Consider the following 20,997-nt stretch of genomic DNA (forward strand, 5'->3'; position numbering starts at 1 on the left):
CCAATTTAGAAGTTCAGATTGAATGACAAGGTTGCTGTACGCGGCGAACCCAAGAATAAATAATCATCACCCAAAAATTCACCTGCATCACGCCAGTATTTCTTGTTGAACAGATTATTAATATTCAAGCGCAGCAATGCATCGGTCGTATTTAGCTTAAATTGATAAGCAGCGCCTAAATCAACCACACTATAACCTGCAACTTTCGCAGCACCCTCTTTGTTGGCATATTTGCTGGAACTGTATTGACCACCTGCCAGAACAGTGAAACCTGCAATGCTCGGTACGTTATAGCGAAGATGTGTTGCGAAACGAGCTTTTGGCACGTTTTGCGCCTGATGATTACCATATTGAACCGCTTCCACATTTTCTAAACGGGCTTTGGTCAAGGCTAAAGATGAAGTTAAGGCCAGATGGTCGGTTAATGCACCATTCAGTCCTAATTCCAGGCCCTGACTATGCTGTTCGCCTTCCGCAATAAAATAGCGAAGTCCTGAAATCGGCTTGCTATATTGATTATCCTGACGTAAATCAAAAACGGCTGCAGTCAACAGGAAATCATGGATCTGTTGTTTGAAACCAATTTCATATTGCTCTGAATAGATCGGTGCTAGAGTTTCAGCCGCATTCTCTGCAAACCAAGGCGCTGTTTTTCCATCTGACAGGCCTTTAGCATACGAGGCATAGACGGTAGTCGATTCCAAGGGGCTATAGCTGATCGCAAATTGCGGTAAAAATTTGCCTAAATCAGTATCGCGGACTTTTACCCGATCTGCATCATATGCTTGTTCATCCAGCTCGATCCATTTTCCGCCAATCAAAGTGGTCCAATGTTCATTCCATTCAATACGATCAAGAAACGTCAATGCAGTTTGTTTACTGTCTAAAGCTTTAAAATAAGGACCTAGATTTCCTTCTTCTGGGATCCTGTCGTAGGTATCTTGGTAAATATTACCAACATAGTCTTCTGAATTTATGTACTGGTTTATACCGTTGTAACGATTTCTAGATTTATCTGTGTAAGTCAAATCAAAGTTAAGGTAATGTAACGCCCGATCAGTATGTAATAGACCATCTAACTTGATTTTAAATTGGTTAGTCTGATAGGTATCATCAGGATTTTGATAATCGTAAATATCATATTCTCCCTGTTCACCAAACGTGTTACAGGAATATGCTTCTAGACATCCCTCTCGATAATAACCGTAAGCAAATGTCGAATAATCATCAACCTTGGATTTACTGTGGGCTGCGACGAGTCCCAAGTTCCAGTCATCATTCAATGCATAGCTATATTTTAAACTGCTATTCAGACTATCGATCGTGACCGGTTTGCCCCAAGTCTGATAACCCAGCAATCGGTCCCATTTCACATTTTCTGGGACTTTACCATCCAGTAATTGATAACCTGGCACTGATTTTTGTTCGGAACGCTGTGCTTCAAGATCAAATTCTAATTTGGATTGCTCAGATGTTTTCCAATCTAAGGCCAATGCCGCTAGATAGCGTTCACCATCGACATGATCGACATAAGACTCCATCTGTTCATTCACCAGATTGATGCGATATCCGAATTGTTGCTCATCACCCAAAAAACCACCGAGATCAGTTGCCACTGAAAACTGGCCGTGTTGATCGGCCGAGAATGTCAGTGCCTGAATATCTTTCGGTCGCTTGGTGACATAATTCACAACCCCACCCGGGGTCGACATCCCACTTTGAATCGCGGACATGCCTTTTAAAATTTCCACACGTTCTTTATTTTCAAGTGCGACGTTTTGTTCACCACGAATCACATTGCCATTAATGAGGTAGCTAGATGCCAAATCGAGTGCAAAGCCACGAGAGACAAAGTTTGGATAATAGCCAATTGCGGCATAGCCATCACCGATGGCTGCATCATTTTTTATAACATCACTCAGTACACGTGCATGCTGTTCCGCGATGAGATCTGCTGTGATGACAGAGACAGATGCAGGGATTTTTTGAAGACTGTCCGTAGCAAAACCCTCAACATTCACTTTGGTACTTGAGTAAGGGATGCTTTGATCGGCTTTGATGACAATCGTGTCAAGCTGTCGAACATCATCTTCAGCATAAGTCAGCGGGGCTAAACACAGCTGCGACAGAATGATCATATTTAAAGATCGAGTTAATACATTCTGTTTGAGTTGACGAGTGTTCATACGAAACCTTATGTCTGTGAAGTGGGTGATGATGCTGGGTTTAGAGAGAGCATTGAGAAGATTGCAATTCATCTTGAATGAGCCGGGTTAAGGTCTGGGTAAATTGTTGACCTTGTTCGCCAAAGAACCAGTCCACATGACCGATAATCCAGTCGTAATAAGCAGCATCTGCATGGTTGAGGTTGTGGGTAATGCCCACAAAATACTCCAGCTCTGAAAAAGCGAAATCCAGATGCACGATTTTCAGCAGTTCTGGCAAAATACTAAAATCTTCTTGTGGATGTATCTCGGAAAAATAAGCATGGAGAAAAGCGGTTAAACCGGCTTCATCAATCGGAATATGTGGGTTCTGCTTTAATTCCAACCAATCAATGAAATTACGTTCAATCGTCACAGCCAGATCATAAAGTGCCGAATTTCGGTCAGATAAACCAAAATCAATTACGGCAGTAATCTCCGCTTTGGCATCCGGTGCTGACCAAAATAGATTAGAAGCGTGTAAATCGTTATGGGTCCAAATTCTGCTTGCCTGTTGCAATACAGGCTGAATACGCTGGTGAACCTGTAAGATTTGATCTAAAAAGTAAGGATCTAAATTTTTGTCGGCACAGTAACGGCTTAATTCTGGACTGTTTACAATGCGCCGTTGAATGGCTGTAACGATATTTTCACTGTTTAAAAGCTGCTGATTGGACAATAAATAAGATGCTGATCGGCCTTGCCGCTCAGGAAAATCCTGCATGGCCATATGTAAGCTTGCCAGTAATTGCCCCGCTTTCGCAGCATGTTCAGCATAGAAAAAAGGTTTCCAGGATTGCTGATCTGCATACAGATCTAAGCCGGCTGCTTTTGCATAGACTTCATAGGTCCAGTCACCTAGCTCTAAAGCGGTCAGACCTTGATTTGAGCTAATCAATGCTGCAACAGGAATTTCTTTGCTAGCTAAATGCTGAAGAACGGCATGCTCCTGTAAAATATCGCGGGCACGACGAAAGGAACAATGGCTGCGCTTAATCAAATACTGATGCGCGACTGCTTCATCCCTGCTCACAAAATCTTGCTCCACCTTGACCAGAGCCGCAGATGAAAATGGCCGGGGACTACACCACAAAATCTCAAAATGACCTTGTAAACAGGAATAGTGCTGCTGCAGGCTTTGTAATTCTGGATCAGAAATATGTGCCCAGTCTTTATGTTCCCAGGCATTGCCCATACCATGACCTAAATCATCAGTCATTGTGGTCATTATCAATATTCCTGAGCCAGATCATTATGTAATAATGGAAAATCATTGTTTAGGCGAACATGCAAACAGTATTTTTAAATACATTTAATATTGAAGACACGCCCTAAAATTAAGTGGTACATACCAGTATTAAATTGGAGGCAAGTTTAGCCTTATAAATATAAAAATAAAATAGATCTCTCGCATAAATCAAAAAATGATCTTCTTTTTGGTTAATATTCGAACTCCAGATTTCTTAGCATTCGCGCATAATCTGCGGATGAAATACATCAATTCAAACAAGCTTTCTGATCCTCAGTTCAAGCTATAACATAGTTTTGAAATGCACCGTAATTCATTTTCATGACTTCACTAAGTAGCTCTTTAAATCCATGTTCCTCAGCAGCAAATTCTACCAGTGATTCATTGTTTAGATCAGTAACACATGCCATGGTCGAAATGACCTGTACACTATGAGCTTTGAATTCGCCCAGGTATATTTTGTTGAATTACGTTTTTTTTATTAAGATATTTAAGGGAAAATTCTCACGGAAAAAATGTTTTTTATCACTGAACCATATACAAGTAGCTAAATTATCCTGCAATTTTTCAACCATCATTGGATGACTACCGTAAACTAGGTAAACAATATCACCAATATAGATATTATTCATCTTTAGTCAGCCAAGTATAAGATCAAAATTCTGAAACTTCTGATAAATAAATTAATGCCATCAATTGAGGACTTTTTTTAAACTGAGAAAGCGTTTATAAAGTCCAATTAAGTCCTTGTCCCATTTCATAAATAATGAGTATTAATGCAATTACCATTAGTAAAATCACAATGGCTTCGACCTTAGTGAGCATCTTAAATTCTCCACCTTTCATCTTTTATATAATAAACAAAGTGAACAATAAATAACAATAAGGTTACAAAAAAATTACTAGATGTTACAAAAACAGGGCTGGTAAAGAAAAATCTCTCAGAGGAGGTGCTAATTCTTTTCAAACTTAACCTTATGTACTAGGCGATGTCCTGTATAAGACTCATGACCTACTGCGATCATATCAACACCACCTTCTTCTTCTAAACTTAATAAGAAAGTATGGAAACCCTGCATGTCATTTAACTCAATATTATTGCTGATCTATTTCATCGTACCTGGTTTCATATTGTTTATGTCTTCTTGGATTTTATTATAGGGGGATTACCGCAGTTGACCATTGCTATGCTCTTTTTATAATTTGCCATTAAATTATCTTCCCTATAAAAGATTTTCAAGAAAATCGGTCTGTATTTGGCCAGTCAACGCTACAAAAAAACTCATCCGATAAGTATTCTTACATAAACCCGAGGTTCTATAACTTGGATCCTGAATATCTTACATATGCAGACATAGCTCATACATCGGAATTTAAACTTACCCTCTACACTGAAATTAAGTTTTAGAAACGCAGAGGAAATTCAGATGGAAAAGTATTCAAAGATTCTAATCCTGAGCTTATTTGGATTTACTGGAACAGTAGCTATTGCAGATGAATCCATCCCAATAGAAGCAACTGCCGCCGCCGAAGCGCAACAGGTTGCTTTAGATTATGGAAATGAGAAAGACAAAAAATCTGAATCATCTGAAAGCCCTTAATTAAAGTGATGCCGGTCAGTTAAGAAATTGACTGGCATTTTCTTGAGTATTTCTGTGGTGTTCCTTTCACAACTCGTGGGCAACTCCTCACTCCCCTCTCAGGCAAAACATATCTCTTAGATTTTTCCAGTAAACTTTCTAAATGTTTAGGTAAATTACCTGCGGAGTCTAAAGAGTCGAATCTTAATATATTCAGAATGCCAATAGATGCAATATGAAAGCTGATTCTCAAAGGACTGACTTTTGCACGTTGAGCCATATGTTTCATTTGTCTTCTTAGAATATTGTAGGCAATAAAGCCCCCCATAATTATTGACAAACTAAATCAGGTTGCTTGTTCCTCAAATGCTTGCCCTCCTGTAAATCACTTTTGATTTCTGGGTAACACATTTCTATTTCCCAGCGCTGAGCATAAAGCTTCGCCAAGCCTATCAGTGGCTGTGTCTTTGGGTTCATTAATAAAGTGATATAACGTCTAATTTTCCCTTTCTGCTCAACTTCAATCAAACGCACTTCCCAATACCCCCTAATGTTGGATTAAGTTTCTTGGCATTTGCTGATATTGGCATCCTGATATGAAAGTCATGCTGAGAATTACGCTTGATTTAGAATTGTTCAAACACAATTTAAACCAGATCCCTTCAGGAACCTTTGTTCTTACAGATAGAGGTTATCAAAGGATTTATACTTTGTATCCCAATACCCTGTTGCCATTAGAGGCCAAAAGCCGCTGTAAACTGGATCCTGAACTAAAAATCTATAATCAGGAAATCAATAAAGAAGAATAGAAATTAAGTATGTATTTGGCAGTCTAAAAACTTTCAAAATACTTTCAGAACGTTATCGCAGTAGAGCTAAAAGCCCCCCTTTTGAGATTCAATCTAGTTGCTGGAATTTATAATTTGCAACTGAGTAAGAATGATTTATGAAGGAGGTCTAATCTAAGAAAATAAAAAAAATCCTAAAACCATTTAACTTCTTAGGATTTGAATGGGCAGGATATAAATATAAGCTTATGCTTGAATATCTAAGGTCATTTCAATTTTGTCCTGTGACCAGATTTCGATGTCATATTCAATCACTAGATCATCTGATTTTGAAATACGTTCAATATAAGTGGCGGTTTGACTTAAAGGAATACCTAAGTGCTGGCTCTCAAAATGAGACACACCGGTATTTTTAATTTTTAACTGACTACTCGTGTAATTATAATGAAAGTGATTTTTAATGACATCTTGGACCGAAGTAATCACATTATAATTCAGCACATCTGGAAACAGCGCAACAGGTAAATAATTATATTCTAGAAGTACTGGTACATCATCAGCATAACGTAAACGGATAATTTCAATAAAGCCCAATTTACGATTTTCTTCGCTAAAAAGATTACTGTGATCCAATCGCTGCAGCTGTCTGGTCGAGATCAGTTCAGTTCTGGCATTAAAACCCTGTGCCTTCATATAAGAACGAAAATTTTCAATTGAGTTTGGATAATATTGAATTTTTTTATTACTCACGAACCAGCCGAGATTTTGCCGTTTGAAAATTTTATCTTCGGCACGAAGCTGTTCATAGGCCTTACGCACTGTTTCCCTTGAACAGTCAAACTTTAATGCCAAGTACCGTTCGGATGGAATTATTTGATTAGAACTGTAATTTTTCAATTCAGCCTCAATCAAATCTCTGATTTCCATATACTTCATTCAGTGAATCCAGTGAGTGCTCATAAGTGATAAAGATAGTACTAAATTAAAGAACAGAGGAAAATTGAAAACAAGGTACAGATCAGTAAAAAGATGCATTCCCTTGTTTTAATGAGAATGTTTAGCAGCATGATTGATACGTGATTCTGAGAGAATATCGTTGTCCACTCATAATATTCTCATTTATGCAAAAAGAATAGACTAAATTTGTCTAGGAGAGTGGTGACAGTCTAATCTAATTAAAAGGCATCTACAAAATCGGCGGCTATTCGTAATAGTCGACTGAGAAAATCACGTACCTTGATTCTAGACATTATTGCCCACCTCTACTAGCACATTTCCTGACACAGTCCCTATCTATACATTTGAATGCCTTTGACTATTAAAGATTATCTTTAATAAAATGAGCTTTATAGGGCAATATACTAAGATCTCCAGACTGTTGAATCCGGCAAGCGCACTGAGTGCGGTTCCGTAACGTGACACTGGGTAACGTCTTGGACTGCTGTATGTAGACAAAAAATGAAAGCTGCGGTTTAAAGCTGGCGTCCTTCAAAATTTATCTCATTTTATAACTGATGTCTGGATTTTCAGGTAATTATACCGCACCAAAAAAACATCTATTCACTAACGAGCACTTAGGCTATTTATTATAAAAAAACAACCATACATCATTGATATATGTCCATTTATTTATAATTTTGTCATGGACATAAGTTAATTAGTTAATTTTTTAGGTCCCATATATCATCTAAGCGGAATCAATTAAAACCTGTTATAAGTCAGTGTAACATTGAAATTTATAGAAATAATATTTAAAACCGTTTTTTATTTTGAATTAAGGTGTCATCAATTAGCTTGAGAAAATCTTACCGGTCCTCATAATTTTTTCATGACTAAACGCTATGCATTAAAAGATGATCAGTGGGAACAGATTAAAGATCTGTTACATGGACGAATGGGTACTGTTGGAGTAACGGCCAAAGATAACCGACTATTTGTTGAAGCGGTATCGTTCAGGTATCCCGTGGCGAGACTTAATCGAACGCTTTGGTGATTTTAGAGTAGTGCATACTCGTTTTAGTCGTTGGGCTAAAACAGGTGTGTGGCAGAGAGTCTTTGAAGTGCTGTCACATGACCTTGACAATGAATATGTCATGTTAGACTCCACCCCATTGTATGTGCTTACCAACACAGCGCTGGGGGGAAATCAGGCGACTAGGCGCAGTAAAGGGGGCTTAAGCACCAAAATTCATGCCCGTACTGATGCTTTAGGCAACCCGACAGGATTTTATCTCACGAATGGGCAGGTCCATGACTTAAACGGTTCAGATGTGTTGCTGGACTTATCGTTGAGCCAGACCTGGTTTATGGATAAAGCCTACAACTCTAGGGATCGGGTCATTGATCCAATTTTAGAGGCGAAGGGTCAAGTTGTGATGCCAGCGAAAAGTAATTCTATTGATCAGCGTGATTATGATTGACATATCTACAAGGCAAGACATCTGATCGAGAATTTTTTTGCCAAGCTCAAACAATATCGTGCTATTGCCACACGCTATGATAAATTGGCTCAAAACTTCTTATCAGCGATCTTTCTGGCTTAATTGATAACACGCCCTAGTTTGAGATTGTCAAAAAAAGTGTAGCAACTTGCTACACTTTTTCACTTTTCTGAATAAGCTGTTTTAAAAAATCTTCTAGTTGTAAGAGACTAGCTTCGTCAATTTCCGAGATATTCAGAGAAACCTTAAGCTGTTTTTGATTGAGTTTGATATTCCCCGCAATCTTACCTGCATATTCAATTTTTCTAACCACAGATGTTGTGGTCAGTTTTCCTGGATCCTGACTCAATATTTTTTCAGCATAGGCAGTAACTTTACTTTGCTCTAGTTTTTTGTCTTTTACTTTTTCCCAAGCCCCTAGCAAAGCCTTTTCGGCCTCAGAAAGTTGCTCTATATGATCCGACAGAAATTTTTTGAATGCAGTTGCAGCAGTACGACCTAGCAGGCCTGGTTCCACATCAAGGTCATTTAAAATTGCTTGAGGCAGTTTTTCGTACGCTAAATACTTGTACATATCTTCGCGATTTAAACCCAGTGAATTGGCTAAACGTTGCTTGTTTTTCTTTAATTTCTCATCAAGTGAGTTCAGGCCAATAAAAATCTCATAATCTGTCAGATCCTGACGCTTTAAATTCTCTGCTAGGGTTAACAAAGACGCTTCTACATTATTTGCATCAATGATAATGGCTTCAATCACAGACTTGCCGAGTAACTGATGCGCCCGTAAGCGTCGCTCGCCTGCAATTAGTTCATATTTCAGATTATCCAGTTTACGCACTGTAATGGGCTGCAAAAGGCCGATTTCATCAATGGAATCCGCCAGTTCTTTTAACAGTGACTCTTCAAAGACTTTACGTGGCTGGTTTGGACTGCGGCTGATATCCTCAATAGGGACATTACGTCTAAACTCTTTCAGCTCTTTAATATTGTCTTTCTGTGCTTGCTGGTGTTTTTCTGTATTCTGTTTCAGTTTCTGAGCTAAAAGCTCTTTGGTGCTTGCCATAATGCTCTCAGGTTTAAACTTTCGCTACAATTTCATTGGCAAGGCTTTCAAAAGCCTTACGTACTTTTGAATTTTTTTCTACTTTCAAAAGTGATTGTTGCAGAATCGCTGCTTGATTGACTTTAGTACTTTGAGGAATGGTAGTTTCTAAAATTTTGCCCACCTGTTTCAAGGCTTCATCCCGAATCAATTTACAAACATTCTGACGTTCATCATGCTTAATCAGTAAAGCGCCTAAAAGCTCTAAATTTGGATTAATACGTTTGATCTTTTCAAGATGGTTTAAAAGATCTGTTACCCCATACAGTCCATATTGTGATCCGGATTCGATAGGGATAATGACATGGGTTGAAGATGCCAGCGCATTGCTGGTTAATAATTTAAGACTAGGTGGACAATCAATCAATATGAAGTCATAAAGATCTTTTAACAGTTCTAGCTTGATATTTAACTCTTCAGAAGGACGGGGAGCTTCTTCTTTTAGTTGGTCTTCTGTTTTTCCTAAATTCAAGGAACCATAAATTAATGATACTTTTTCAAAGTTCGTTTCTTCTTGTAATGCATCTGCCAACAACGAAATATCGCCCACCAGTAATTCTGCTGTAGTCACAACAATTTCGCTTGGATGTTGGATCCCAATGTGTAAACTTGCGTTTGCTTGAGGATCTAAATCAATGACTAAAACTTTGTTGCCCAGATTGGCAAGTTCTGAGGCTAGGTGCACAACAGTCGTTGTTTTACCACATCCGCCTTTATGGTTAGCAACAGTAATAATTTTTGCAGACATGCGTGTCAGATGCTTCCGTATTTGAATGTCTAGTAATATAAATAACTTTCACTCATCTTACTATAGTTTTTAAATTTATAAATCCTATTTGTTCAGATGTAAAACAGCTTAAAAAATAAATCTTTAACTAAGCTAGCTTAATTAATAATTAGAATAATTAGTTATTTAGCTAATTAATAATTAGGAGCATATTTTTATCATATAAAACAAATGCTTGGAATTTTAAAGGTGGAAGGTTTGTCACCGTAAAGTGGAAGGTTTGTCACCGTAAAGTGGAAGGTCTGTCACTGTAAGGTGGAAGGTTTGTCACCGTAAAGTGGAAGGTCTGTCACTGTAAAGTGGAAGGTCTGTCACTAGGGTGGAAGGTTTGTCACTGCTATTTTTTAAACTGCTATTTTTATTTAAAAGTAATTTAAAAAACAATGATTTAAGCTGTTAATAAAGTCTTGTAACCAAGCTTTAAAGGTGGAAAGGTTGTCACTGTATATTCTTGACCTGTGGATAATCTATTTTTATTGGATATTTCCTGATGATTATATGTGCAGTTATACCTTTCAAATCTAACGGAAAGGTGGAAGCCTCGTCACATCAGGGTTTCTATCTGACTTAACCAACCTGAATGCGGATGAAAAAAACTAAAAATAGGCATTCTGAACTGTAATTTCGGGGCTAAAGGTGGAAGGTCTGTCACTATAGGGTGGAAATATTATATTTAATTCCACTTTAAAGGCAAAAAACCGGCTAAAACGCTTTTTTTTGATGACAAGCCTTCCACTTTTAGAATCTTGTGGTGAAAGTCTTGAAAGTTTTTCCACTTTTGTATATAAAAACTAAGTCAAATTATAAATATCACGGTTATGACAGAATCTGAACCATTGCAAGAAGAATCGAATTATATTCCTTACTGTATAGGCAACATTCGCCATAATGGCGTTGTCAGTACCAGTAACCGTTTAATTCGCCCAATCGAGTTATCAGCCAATGAATACAAGGCGCTTCTATATGCAATGGCAGTTGCGAATTATAGTGAGAAAAATAGGGTAAATGGTGAAATCACTGAACAAACCTATATTTATTTGTATAAGGATGATCTGGCAGATTTACTAGGATTGAATAAACGCAATTCAATTAATGTTGCAATAGACCGGATCTATAAAGAACTTTCATCTCGGGTGGCTCATTTTATTATTGAGGAGCCTGCTGATGATGGTAAGAGAAAGACTAAAAAAGTACATTCTGTCGTTCCCATTATCCGTGAGTTAAGATGGGAAGATGACTCTAAAAATGCGATTCAGATTCGTTTTACCAGTGAGGTGTTACCGTATTTCACTCAACTGGCTGGGGGGAATTTTACTACCTACCAGCTAAAACATCTTTTTGCCCTGGATTCTGTTGCCAGTATGAGTCTTTATACGTATTTCATTAAAAACGAATTCAAGTACGCCAACCAAAAGAGTTATGAAGTGCCATTACTTTTGGAAAACTTGAAAGCACTGATTGATATTAATGAAACCAAATATGATCGCTGGGTAGATTTTAGACGCTATGTATTAGACAAAATAGTGGCAGAAATTAACGAAAATACAGATCTACAATTGGAATATGAAACCGTTAAGAAAGGCCGTCCAATTGTGGGTGTGAATTTTAAACTGCATCATCGGGTTGCTGATAAAGCACCGGATGAAATTGCAGTAATTGAAAAAATCTATCTTGATGTTCCATTTGAAGACAATGCATTCGTAAAAGAATTGGGGGCGAAATTCGATACGAATATACGTTCTTGGTATATTTTTAATAATGATGAAAATTATCAGCAATTCAAGAAGTGGTTCAAAAAAGTAGGATGTCTCACTGACTCTCAAGCAAATATTGTCATTAATGACACTTTATTCCAAATGGATTTTGCTGAAATTGGTATGGGCCTGAATGACTTTAAACGAAATATGAAGCATAAACTTAAAAATAATCCGGAATTCGTTCAAAGTATTCGTGAAAGACTGAATGATATTTTTGGTAAAGAGCTTATCTAAAAAAGTGTAGCAACTTGCTACACTTTTTTAGATATATGTTTGTAAAGAATACAAGTGGTAAGGACCCTAGGATAAAAACGACTCTGTTGGATAAAGGCTTTAGATATAGATCTTCCCTAAGTTATCCAAATTCAAGTGACAACTTGGGTATGAGGTCTGCCTAATTCCTTAAATCTATTCAAAACGTAAGTGTTCGCTGAACACACCTTATGAATTCATCCTATAAGCCTTAATTTAGTCCCCACTTAAAAACAAGTGGGGACTAAATTTATGACTACAAATAACTAGGGTCTGTTGACATTTACTGTTCATAATTAACCCTATAAAGGTAGCCATAAAAATATACAGGCTAAAGCAACAGAACTTTGATAATTTCTTTTGAGCTTGTCATATCGAGTAGCTATTCCTCTAAATTGCTTTAATCTACAAAACATATTTTCAACTAAATGCCTGATTTTATATAAATACCAGTCCATATGGTCATTGTTTGATTGGCTATTCGTTTTCTTTGGTATATTCGCTTTAGTCCCTGTGTTCCTGATCTGTTCACGCAGTGGTTCTGAATCATAGCCTTTATCTGCACATACCACTTTTGTCTCTTTTAAATCTAATGTTGATATTAAATCAGGCGCAACTTTAACATCATGTGTGGTTCCATCGGTAATCATGAAATCAATAGGATTGCCATGTGCATCAACAATCAAATGTATTTTTGAGGAGTTTCCTCCTGCACTTTTAGAAATAGATTGATTCGCTATGCCGGCAGAATGTTGATGAGCACGTACATGAGAGCCATCAATAAAAATCCACTCCATATCGGGGCATGAGGCTAGTAATTTGAATAATCTAAGTAACTTACCGCTGCTTGACCAACGATTAAAACGTTTGAAAATAGAGTTTGAATGACCAAAACAAGAAGGAATATCTCGCCACGGACAGCCTGTTCTAATTCTATAGAGAATAGCTTCAATAAAATTGCGTAAATTTGAGTTGTGGTGAATGGATAAATTACGCAGAATAACTTTCAACTTTTGCCAGTGTTGATCTGTCAGCATGGTACGAGGCATAGCGAATAGTAAAATTGGGTTTGGCGATTTGATTTTACTACTTCGCTATTTTTTTAAGCTAAAAGTGTCAACACACCCTAATCATATTTAAGTGACAACTTGGGTATGAGGGCGACCTAATTCTGTGAATTTATTTAAGACAGCTACGCGTGCATGAATCTCATTCACTTGACTATCAGCATTCATTGAGCAGAGTTTATCGCCTAATAATTTAATGCAATGCATCTTGGTTTCAAGCAGACTTTGCCGATGATAGCCTGACCATTTTTTCCAGATTGTCCTGCCCAAACATTTAACCGTTCGAAGGAGTTCATTTCGCTCTCGTGAATGAGCTTTTATATCTTTCCAGGGCTTTGCATTTTTTCTAGGTGGAATCACTGCATACGCTTGCCGATCTGCAATGACCTGACGGCATCGTTTTGTGTCATAAGCACCATCTCTGTATAGACAGAATCGATTTGTTCATCTAAAGGGATTTGAGCAAGTAAGTCTTCCAGTACCTGTGAATCACTGACATTATTTGCGGTGAGTTGTACAGCACGTATTTGAAGGGTTTTAGCATCGATACTATTATGAAGCTTACGCCATTTGCGGCGATATTCAGGTCCATGTTTCTTACGCTTCCATTCACCTTCACCTAAAAACTTTAGGCCAGTAGAGTCTACGAGTAGACGGAGACCTCCACTACTTTTTTGATAGCCAATTGCAACATCGATATGCCTTTGTCTTCTGCACAGTGTGAAGTACGAATATCACTGATATTCGGGGCTGCTCAGCCACAATGCTTAATCAGACTTTGGACAAAGCCTGTGACCATACGCAAAGACAATTTAAATAAAGATTTGATCATTAAGCAGCATTGAATAGCCGTATCGGAGTAAGTTTGATTTCGTCCATGTTTTGCTTATGGATGAGCATACCATTGAGTCAAAAGATCAAACCAAATGGAAATATTGCCTCGATTAATTAAGGCGCGCTTATATGTGGACCAATTAGTTGTACGAAAGATTTTGGGTGTAGGTTTATTCATCTAGGAATTATACTGCGGAATAAGACCTTATCGGTAGGTTTGTGCAACAAAGCCGTTTTCAGCTTAAACCTGCACAACGTTTTACTGAATCAGATATTTCAGAAAAATAGGAAATTAACCGTACCCCCATTCGTCAGGCCTTGTATCGCTTAGAATAAGAAGACTACGTTAATGTACATTTCCGTAGGGGGTGGGAAGTCAAACCCTTGGATTTTAAGTTTTATAATGAGCTGTTTGATTTGCGCATGATTTTAGAAAAAGAAGCAGTTAAAGGCCTTTGTGAAATGGATCATGAAACATCGGAAGAGCTACAAGCGTTAAAGAGAATTTGGTTAGTTCCTGTGGAAGAGTATAAACAGGAAACCAAGCAATTGATTTTTGTATTGCCTGAGTATCGTAGACAGGGAATCGCGACAGAGCTTTGCCAGTTGTTATTTGCATATGCACAGCAACAAAATATTCAGCATTTATATTTGCATACGGATCCATTTTTACCTGCGGCAGAAAAGTTTTGGCGGTTGCAAAGTTTTAGTACAGTCAGTCGTGATCAGCTAGGTATGTACGACACGATATATATGTTGAAAAGATTATGCTTATAAAACAATATGATTGTAGCATGTTGGGCTAAATCCTAAAAATTTGATAGAAAAATTAAAAGTTGGCATTAATTTTGCTTTTTTGTGAGAAGTATGAAACTCAGAGATATTTTTTGGTATGCAAAATCAACCTATGCAAGATACTTTTATTGAAAAGCCATCTTCTGCTGCAAACGAAACACTTGAAGACTATACTTTACGTTATGCTCCATATAGTTTCCGTCGTTGGAGTCCTAAAGTCGTCGCAATTACGGCATTAGGAGGTATTGCATATCTGGCAGACTTTTCGATTGGTGCTAGCATTGGTATGACATATGGGACAACGAATGCCATTTTTTCTATTTTATTTGCTGCACTTATTATCTTTTTAACAGGTCTTCCATTAGCTTATTATGCAGCTCGCTATAATATCGATTTAGATCTGATTACGCGTGGTGCTGGTTTTGGATATTTTGGATCGGTACTGACGAGTATTATTTTTGCAAGTTTTACTTTTATTTTCTTCGCTCTCGAAGGTTCTATCATGGCTCAAGGCTTATTGCTTGGGCTCGGAATTCCTTTATGGATGGGCTATCTCATTTCTACTATTATGGTTATTCCATTGGTCATTTATGGGATGAAAGCCTTAAGTACTTTACAAGTTTGGACCACACCTATCTGGTTGATCTTAATGATTGGCCCTGTTGCTTATTTGATTTATCAAGAACCTGAGCTTGTAAGTCAATTCGCTGCTTATGCTGGAAATGGTGGTTTTGCAGCAATAGATGTGGCTGCAATTATGTTGGGTGCTGGAATTTGTTTATCTTTAATTATGCAAATTGGTGAACAAATTGATTACCTACGTTTTATGCCTGCAAAAACTAAAGAAAATAGCAAATCGTGGTGGATAGCTGTTATTTCAGCGGGTCCAGGTTGGGTAATTCTAGGCGCAATCAAACAAATTATTGGTGCTTTCCTTGGTTTTTATTTGCTGACTAAAATTCCTGGGGTGGATAGCACGGAACCTGTACAACAGTTTAACGCAGCTTTCCATGATATGCTTCCAGGTTGGTTTGCACTTACTTTAGCGGTAATTTTGGTTGTTATTTCACAAATCAAGATTAATGTAACAAATGCATATTCGGGTTCATTGGCATGGACCAGTGCTTATACACGTATCAGCAAGCATTATCCAGGTCGTATTGTATTTGTATTGGTTAACCTTGCAATTGCTCTTGCGTTGATGGAAGGTAATATGTTCGCAGTGCTTGGTAAGATTTTAGGTTTTTATTCTAATTTTGCCATTGCATGGGTTGTGGTTGTAGCGACTGATATCACAGTGAATAAATACTTACTGAAGCTCTCTCCAAAAGAACCAGAATATCGCCGTGATATGCTTTATAATATAAACCCAGTAGGTATGGTGTCATTTCTTGTCGCTGCAGGAGTCTCCATTGCAACCTTTTTTGGCATGTTGGGTGAATTTCTAATGCCATATTCACCTTTAATTGCTCTGATTTTGGGCTTTGTTTTGACCCCAATCATGGGTTTAATTACGAAAGGAAAATATTATATTAAAGCTACAGATGATGGGGTAAAAGAACCACGTTATGATGCTACTGGGCTACCTATAGCAACAGTTTATCATTGTGTGTCATGTGATGAAGATTATGAAAGACCTGATATTATGTATTCACATAAGCACAAAGGTGTTATTTGTTCTCTATGTAAGACTTTGGAAAAATAAATGATTTTTCAGATATCTGCTTTTTAATAAGCTGAATTTCGATCAAATCAATAACCCTGATGATTTTGCATCAGGGTTTTTTAATATTTATTGGGGAAAACTCTAGAAAAAGTGCGGGAAAATCTATTCTAATCCAAAGAGTGGATACAACATCCATCTCAAATAACCCGACAGCTGCTATTTTTTTCTTAAATGTCCTGACATCATTTAAATGAGAAATCATATTTTCTTGAAGTTTTCATTTGGAGTTTCTGAGCAATATATACGCTTAAATGTGGTGTATGTAGAAAAATTGGCGCAATAATTGCTTTGAACGTTGGGGTGGTGCATTTTGTGAAAGCGATTTATATTTTGAATCAATTTGAATCAAAAGCAGTCCTAAAACAAAGTCAAGCATGGAGAAAAAATGGAAATTTATACTCAACGATTAGAAGCAGTTACAGAAAATTGTGACTTTGATGTCATTGAGCTGACTTTCGATACGCGCCAAAAGAGCCGTTTTCGTGCAACTTTAAAAAATGGGGTAGATATTGGTGCAGATTTGCCACGCACAGGCATTTTACGCAGTGGATCATATATTTCGACGGAAAGCGGAAATATTCTTAAAGTTGAAGCGAAACCAGAAAAACTGATGAAAGTTTCGGCACAGCAAGAATTTGATTTATTAAAAGCTGCATATCATCTCGGCAATCGTCACGTTCCCTTAATGTTGACGCCAACAGCATTATATTTCGAACCAGATCATGTACTGGCTGAAATGGTAGTGGGTTTGGGATTAAACGTTGCAGAGGTAGATCATCCTTTTGAACCAGAAAGCGGTGCTTATGCACAACATCAACATGATCATCGCTTAAGCCCAATCAAGACTTTACATCATGTCCATCACTAATCCGTCACAACTACTCAGCTTGTTGACCTTGTCATCAACTGCGTTACCGATAGGGGCATATTGCTATTCGCAAGGTGTGGAAAGTGCCATTGATCGAGGGCTGATTCATGATGAAGCCTCCAGCATTGCTTATTTTGAAGAAGTGCTGGAAATGCTCTTGGTTCGTTTTGAGTTGCCAGTGCTGAAACGTTTAATGCAATACAGTGATGACGAAGTAAATTTTACTTACTGGGCAAACTTTTACCGCGCCAGCCGTGAGAGTAAAGAGCTACTGGCAGAATCGAAACAGTTGGCATTTTCTTTAAATGCATGGATTAGAGACGTATTAAAGCAACCCGTTAAAGTGAAAAAACAGCTGGGCTTTGTTCCAGTGTATGGAAACCTGTGTGGCACCTTGGGGCTAAATCAAACAGAAGTACTCACGGCTTATACCTTTACCCTTTTAGAAAATCAGGTCTTGGCGGCAGTTAAAACCGTACCGCTTGGACAGATGAGTGGTCAGCGTATTTTGTGGCATTTACATGCGCTTATTCCCGCAGCAATTACGCGTGCGCTGGCATTGCCAGACACAGAAATCAGTAGTGCTTTACCGCAATATGCCATGCTCAGTATGCACCACGAGACCCAATATTCAAGACTATTCAGATCATAATTTTAAGAGGAAAAAACATGTCACAACGTAGCCCATTACGTGTAGGAATTGGTGGACCAGTCGGGTCGGGTAAAACAGCGCTGACCTTGAATTTATGTCAGGCCTTGCGTGAAAAATATAATATGGCTGTCGTCACCAATGACATTTATACCAAAGAAGATTCAAACTTTTTAACCCGCAATGAAGCCATGTCTCCAGAGCGTATTGTTGGGGTGGAAACAGGTGGTTGTCCGCATACTGCCATTCGTGAAGATGCGTCTATTAACCTCGCGGCAATTGATGATTTATGTGAAAAGTTTGATGGGCTTGAGCTGATTATTATTGAAAGTGGTGGAGATAATTTGGCAGCGACATTTAGTCCTGAGCTTTCAGATTTAACCCTGTATGTGATTGATGTGGCGGGGGGAGAAAAGATTCCACGTAAAGGTGGTCCAGGCATTACCAAATCCGATTTGTTGATTATCAATAAAACCGACTTGGCACCAATGGTCGGCGCAAACCTAAGTGTGATGGACCAAGATGCTAAACGTATGCGTGGCGATAAGCCGTTCTTGTTTAGCAATATGAAAACCAAAGAAGGTTTGGAAATTATTATTTCGTTCATTGAAAAACAAGGTCTATTCAAAGCTTAATTCGGGGAAACACCATGACTTATTTAAAAAGAACTTTAGCCACTTTCGCCGCAGCTTTTCCAATGTGGGCAATGGCACATCCCGGACATGAACAACAGAATAGTTTCTTGACGGGCTTTATTCATCCATTTACTGGAATTGATCACCTCACAATGGCAATCGCTTTTGGTGTGCTGCTGTGGTCAGCGGCTAATCGTTGGAAAGTAGGCGGATTGTTGGGTTTAGTTGTGGCCATGATTGCGGGTTTTAGCCTTGGGCAGTTGCATATCGTTTCCGCAAATATTGCTGAATACGGCATTGTTTTCTCCTTATCTGTTCTTGCCATTGCCCTATGGACCAAAGCCAATCGACTGTTTGCAGTTGCGACTATGGTTTTAGCAAGTTTTCATGGTATGGCGCATGGTGCCGAATTGAGTCATTCAGGTCATGTGATCGGTTTAGTCTTCGGCATGGTTGTTGCTATGTCTTGTATCTACGCAGGTGGCTTGGGTTTAGGTGCATTGGTACAAAAATATGTGCCACATGGTAAGAAAATTGTCGGTGGAATTGCCGCAGTTGTTGCATTGATTGGTTTGGCTTAATGATTTTTAGGTCGTTTTGATGAACAAATTTCAGCACAGCAAATTATTGGTATTGATCACGCAGAGGAAGCATGCAGGATTTAACCGTCAGTCGAACGCATGATGCTCAATTATGGTTTGCCAAGTTGGAACTCGGTTTTCAGGCTCAAAAAGAGCCTGAATGCACGGTGTTACATCACCGCAAACATTATGGTCCTGTTCGGGTACAAAAAATGCTTTGGCCTGAAAAAACAGGGGTTTGCCATGCCATTATTGTGCATCCACCTGCGGGCATTGCGGGTGGGGATCACCTGACTTTTGATATGTCTGTCGATGCGCAGGCTCATGCCTTAGTGACCACCCCGGGCGCAGGTAAATGGTACAAAACCAATGGTAAAAAGGCCTATCAGCATATCAATATTTGTTTGAATGCTGATGCTATTTTTGAATGGCTGCCGCAAGAAACCATGCTGTTTAATGGTGCGAATGCGCATTCAGAAACCATCATTCATTTGGATCATGCAGCCAGTTTTATTGGTTGGGACATGTTGGTCATTGGTCGCCAAGCACGTGAAGAGCAATTTAGTGATGGTGCCTATAGCAACCAGTTCAAATTGTTCCGTAATCAAACTTTGTTGGTGGCAGATACTTTAAGTTTTAAGGGCAATGACCGCTGGTTAAGTTCATGCCTAGGCATGCATGGTCAATCTGTGATGGGGAGTTTCTGGGCCGTGCCCCCCATGCAATATCGTGCCAGTCTAGATTTAGAACAGTATTTGGATTTAATCCGTGAACTGATGATGCGTATGGATGTACCTGTCACCTTAACGGTTTTGGATGATGTGATTTGTGCGCGCTATTTGGGGAATGATGTTCGGCAATGTCACGATGCTTTTGCTGCCATCAGAGCGAAATTAAGACGCTATTGGTACGATCTGGATGAAGAATTCCCACGTATTTGGAGAACTTAAATTCATTTTAGCCTGTAATTTCAAGACCAAATGACACAACGATTTTTGGTCATGTATAGCTCATGAGCGAAGCATCTCCACGTTTAAATAGGTAAAAGATATGGAATTAAATCCAACAGAAAAAGACAAACTTTTAATTTTTACCGCGGGTTTGGTTGCAGAGCGCCGTAAAGCACGTGGTTTAAAGCTGAATTATCCTGAAGCGATTGCGTATATTTCTGCTGCCTTGCTTGAAGGTGCACGCGATGGCATGAGCGTAAGCGAGCTGATGCACTACGGCACGACTTTACTGAGCCGCAATGATGTGATGGATGGCATCGCAGAAATGATTGTTGAAGTCCAAGTTGAAGCAACCTTTCCAGATGGTTCAAAACTGGTGACTGTACATCAACCGATTATGTAAAGAACTATAAGGAATAAAGATGATTCCAGGTGAAGTAATTACGTCAGATCGCGATATTGAGTTAAATGTTGGACGTGAAACCCTAAAAATAACGGTTGCGAACGCTGGGGATCGACCAATTCAAATTGGTTCGCATTTTCACTTTTATGAAGCCAATGATGCTTTGCAATTTGAGCGCGAGCGTGCCAAAGGCTACCGTTTGAATATTGCTGCGGGCACCGCAGTACGGTTTGAGCCGGGTCAGAGCCGAGATGTCGAATTGGTGGCACTAGCAGGAAAGCGTGAAGTGTATGGTTTTGCGGGTCGAGTGATGGGGAAACTTGACTAAG

At 38.6% G+C, this 20,997-nt stretch carries 18 protein-coding genes and 3 pseudogenes; 13 read left to right on the forward strand and 8 right to left on the reverse strand.

The annotated features are described in order from the left end of the window. Positions 1-5: 5 nt before the first annotated feature. Together F890_RS02550 and F890_RS02555 are read right to left on the reverse strand one after the other, a co-directional pair. Positions 6-2,186, reverse strand: a complete 2,181-nt coding sequence (locus F890_RS02550; protein WP_004281963.1) for a TonB-dependent siderophore receptor — start codon at positions 2,184-2,186, stop codon at positions 6-8. Between the two features lie 40 nt (positions 2,187-2,226). Further along, positions 2,227-3,432, reverse strand: coding sequence for a phosphotransferase enzyme family protein (locus F890_RS02555; protein WP_004281964.1), 1,206 nt, complete (start codon positions 3,430-3,432; stop codon positions 2,227-2,229). Between the two features lie 1,448 nt (positions 3,433-4,880). Between F890_RS02555 and F890_RS18720 the strand changes: the two genes are divergently transcribed. Continuing rightward, a complete protein-coding gene (locus tag F890_RS18720; RefSeq protein WP_004281965.1) occupies positions 4,881-5,054 on the forward strand; it encodes a hypothetical protein in 174 nt (57 codons plus the stop codon). Between the two features lie 19 nt (positions 5,055-5,073). Here the strand turns inward: F890_RS18720 and F890_RS19305 are convergent. Further along, positions 5,074-5,659, reverse strand: a pseudogene (locus F890_RS19305) (DDE transposase); the annotation flags it as partial. Between F890_RS19305 and F890_RS18465 the strand changes: the two are divergent. Further along, complete coding sequence (locus F890_RS18465) at positions 5,630-5,842, forward strand: hypothetical protein (protein ID WP_004281968.1); 213 nt, start codon at positions 5,630-5,632, stop codon at positions 5,840-5,842. The pseudogene F890_RS19305 and the gene F890_RS18465 overlap by 30 nt on opposite strands. A 225-nt stretch (positions 5,843-6,067) precedes the next feature. Here the strand turns inward: F890_RS18465 and F890_RS02570 are convergent, their stop codons facing one another. After that, positions 6,068-6,757 carry a GntR family transcriptional regulator gene (locus F890_RS02570; protein ID WP_004281969.1) on the reverse strand — a complete coding sequence of 230 codons (690 nt, stop codon included), beginning with the start codon at positions 6,755-6,757 and terminating at the stop codon, positions 6,068-6,070. Positions 6,758-7,649: 892 nt separating this feature from the next. Here F890_RS02570 and F890_RS02580 point away from each other — a divergent pair. Further along, positions 7,650-8,364: pseudogene (locus F890_RS02580) on the forward strand (IS5 family transposase). Positions 8,365-8,413: 49 nt separating this feature from the next. On the opposite strand, the gene F890_RS02585 reads toward F890_RS02580, so the two are convergent. Continuing rightward, the gene (locus tag F890_RS02585) at positions 8,414-9,325 is read right to left on the reverse strand and encodes a ParB/RepB/Spo0J family partition protein (protein ID WP_004281971.1); all 912 of its coding nucleotides are present in this window, start codon (positions 9,323-9,325) and stop codon (positions 8,414-8,416) included. Between the two features lie 13 nt (positions 9,326-9,338). Next, on the reverse strand, positions 9,339-10,112 hold the full coding sequence (locus F890_RS02590; protein ID WP_004281972.1) for a ParA family protein: 774 nt from the start codon (positions 10,110-10,112) through the stop codon (positions 9,339-9,341). An 857-nt stretch (positions 10,113-10,969) separates the two neighbouring features. Between F890_RS02590 and F890_RS02595 the strand changes: the two genes are divergently transcribed. After that, positions 10,970-12,142: a replication initiation protein gene (locus tag F890_RS02595; RefSeq protein ID WP_004281973.1), complete on the forward strand. Its 1,173-nt coding sequence runs from the start codon at positions 10,970-10,972 to the stop codon at positions 12,140-12,142. 320 nt (positions 12,143-12,462) lie between these two features. Here the strand turns inward: F890_RS02595 and F890_RS02600 are convergent, their stop codons facing one another. Both F890_RS02600 and F890_RS02605 read right to left on the reverse strand, forming a co-directional pair. Further along, a complete protein-coding gene (locus tag F890_RS02600) occupies positions 12,463-13,209 on the reverse strand; it encodes an IS5-like element ISAba31 family transposase (RefSeq protein WP_005265650.1) in 747 nt (248 codons plus the stop codon). An 87-nt stretch (positions 13,210-13,296) separates the two neighbouring features. Further along, positions 13,297-14,239 (reverse strand): annotated as a pseudogene (locus F890_RS02605) (IS5 family transposase). Between the two features lie 206 nt (positions 14,240-14,445). Between F890_RS02605 and F890_RS02610 the strand changes: the two are divergent. From F890_RS02610 to F890_RS02650, 9 genes are all read left to right on the forward strand, one after another. Then, positions 14,446-14,838 (forward strand): GNAT family N-acetyltransferase, encoded by a 393-nt coding sequence (locus F890_RS02610; protein ID WP_005100604.1) that lies wholly within the window; start codon positions 14,446-14,448, stop codon positions 14,836-14,838. A gap of 115 nt (positions 14,839-14,953) precedes the next feature. Beyond that, on the forward strand, positions 14,954-16,561 hold the full coding sequence (locus F890_RS02615) for a purine-cytosine permease family protein (protein ID WP_005100602.1): 1,608 nt from the start codon (positions 14,954-14,956) through the stop codon (positions 16,559-16,561). Positions 16,562-16,967: 406 nt separating this feature from the next. After that, entirely contained in the window at positions 16,968-17,450 is a 483-nt protein-coding gene (gene ureE, locus F890_RS02620) for an urease accessory protein UreE (RefSeq protein ID WP_005100601.1), read from the forward strand. Continuing rightward, entirely contained in the window at positions 17,437-18,102 is a 666-nt protein-coding gene (locus F890_RS02625; protein ID WP_005100599.1) for an urease accessory protein UreF, read from the forward strand. Before ureE ends, F890_RS02625 begins: the two co-directional genes overlap by 14 nt. Before the next feature lie 17 nt (positions 18,103-18,119). Beyond that, the gene (ureG, locus tag F890_RS02630) at positions 18,120-18,734 is read left to right on the forward strand and encodes an urease accessory protein UreG (protein ID WP_005100598.1); all 615 of its coding nucleotides are present in this window, start codon (positions 18,120-18,122) and stop codon (positions 18,732-18,734) included. Between the two features lie 14 nt (positions 18,735-18,748). Beyond that, positions 18,749-19,315, forward strand: coding sequence for a HupE/UreJ family protein (locus F890_RS02635; RefSeq protein ID WP_005100597.1), 567 nt, complete (start codon positions 18,749-18,751; stop codon positions 19,313-19,315). Positions 19,316-19,386: 71 nt separating this feature from the next. Further along, the gene (locus tag F890_RS02640) at positions 19,387-20,265 is read left to right on the forward strand and encodes an urease accessory protein UreD (protein ID WP_005100596.1); all 879 of its coding nucleotides are present in this window, start codon (positions 19,387-19,389) and stop codon (positions 20,263-20,265) included. 100 nt (positions 20,266-20,365) lie between these two features. Next, a complete protein-coding gene (gene ureA, locus F890_RS02645) occupies positions 20,366-20,668 on the forward strand; it encodes an urease subunit gamma (RefSeq protein WP_000422459.1) in 303 nt (100 codons plus the stop codon). Positions 20,669-20,687: 19 nt separating this feature from the next. Beyond that, entirely contained in the window at positions 20,688-20,996 is a 309-nt protein-coding gene (locus F890_RS02650) for an urease subunit beta (protein WP_005100595.1), read from the forward strand. Position 20,997 lies beyond the last annotated feature (1 nt).

It is taken from the genome of Acinetobacter sp. CIP 64.7, assembly GCF_000369745.1.
Lineage (GTDB): Bacteria > Pseudomonadota > Gammaproteobacteria > Pseudomonadales > Moraxellaceae > Acinetobacter > Acinetobacter fasciculus.

Coding starts and splice junctions, on each gene's coding strand:
- F890_RS02600 (WP_005265650.1), bottom strand. CDS start 13,209: ATGCCTCGTACCATGCTGACAGATCAACACTGGCAAAAGTTGAAAGTT.
- ureA (WP_000422459.1), top strand. CDS start 20,366: ATGGAATTAAATCCAACAGAAAAAGACAAACTTTTAATTTTTACCGCG.
- F890_RS02635 (WP_005100597.1), top strand. CDS start 18,749: ATGACTTATTTAAAAAGAACTTTAGCCACTTTCGCCGCAGCTTTTCCA.
- F890_RS02570 (WP_004281969.1), bottom strand. CDS start 6,757: ATGAAGTATATGGAAATCAGAGATTTGATTGAGGCTGAATTGAAAAAT.
- F890_RS18720 (WP_004281965.1), top strand. CDS start 4,881: ATGGAAAAGTATTCAAAGATTCTAATCCTGAGCTTATTTGGATTTACT.
- F890_RS02595 (WP_004281973.1), top strand. CDS start 10,970: ATGACAGAATCTGAACCATTGCAAGAAGAATCGAATTATATTCCTTAC.
- F890_RS02550 (WP_004281963.1), bottom strand. CDS start 2,186: ATGAACACTCGTCAACTCAAACAGAATGTATTAACTCGATCTTTAAAT.
- ureG (WP_005100598.1), top strand. CDS start 18,120: ATGTCACAACGTAGCCCATTACGTGTAGGAATTGGTGGACCAGTCGGG.
- F890_RS02640 (WP_005100596.1), top strand. CDS start 19,387: ATGCAGGATTTAACCGTCAGTCGAACGCATGATGCTCAATTATGGTTT.
- F890_RS02590 (WP_004281972.1), bottom strand. CDS start 10,112: ATGTCTGCAAAAATTATTACTGTTGCTAACCATAAAGGCGGATGTGGT.
- F890_RS02615 (WP_005100602.1), top strand. CDS start 14,954: ATGCAAAATCAACCTATGCAAGATACTTTTATTGAAAAGCCATCTTCT.
- F890_RS02650 (WP_005100595.1), top strand. CDS start 20,688: ATGATTCCAGGTGAAGTAATTACGTCAGATCGCGATATTGAGTTAAAT.
- F890_RS02625 (WP_005100599.1), top strand. CDS start 17,437: ATGTCCATCACTAATCCGTCACAACTACTCAGCTTGTTGACCTTGTCA.
- F890_RS18465 (WP_004281968.1), top strand. CDS start 5,630: ATGAAAGTCATGCTGAGAATTACGCTTGATTTAGAATTGTTCAAACAC.
- F890_RS02555 (WP_004281964.1), bottom strand. CDS start 3,432: ATGACCACAATGACTGATGATTTAGGTCATGGTATGGGCAATGCCTGG.
- ureE (WP_005100601.1), top strand. CDS start 16,968: ATGGAAATTTATACTCAACGATTAGAAGCAGTTACAGAAAATTGTGAC.
- F890_RS02585 (WP_004281971.1), bottom strand. CDS start 9,325: ATGGCAAGCACCAAAGAGCTTTTAGCTCAGAAACTGAAACAGAATACA.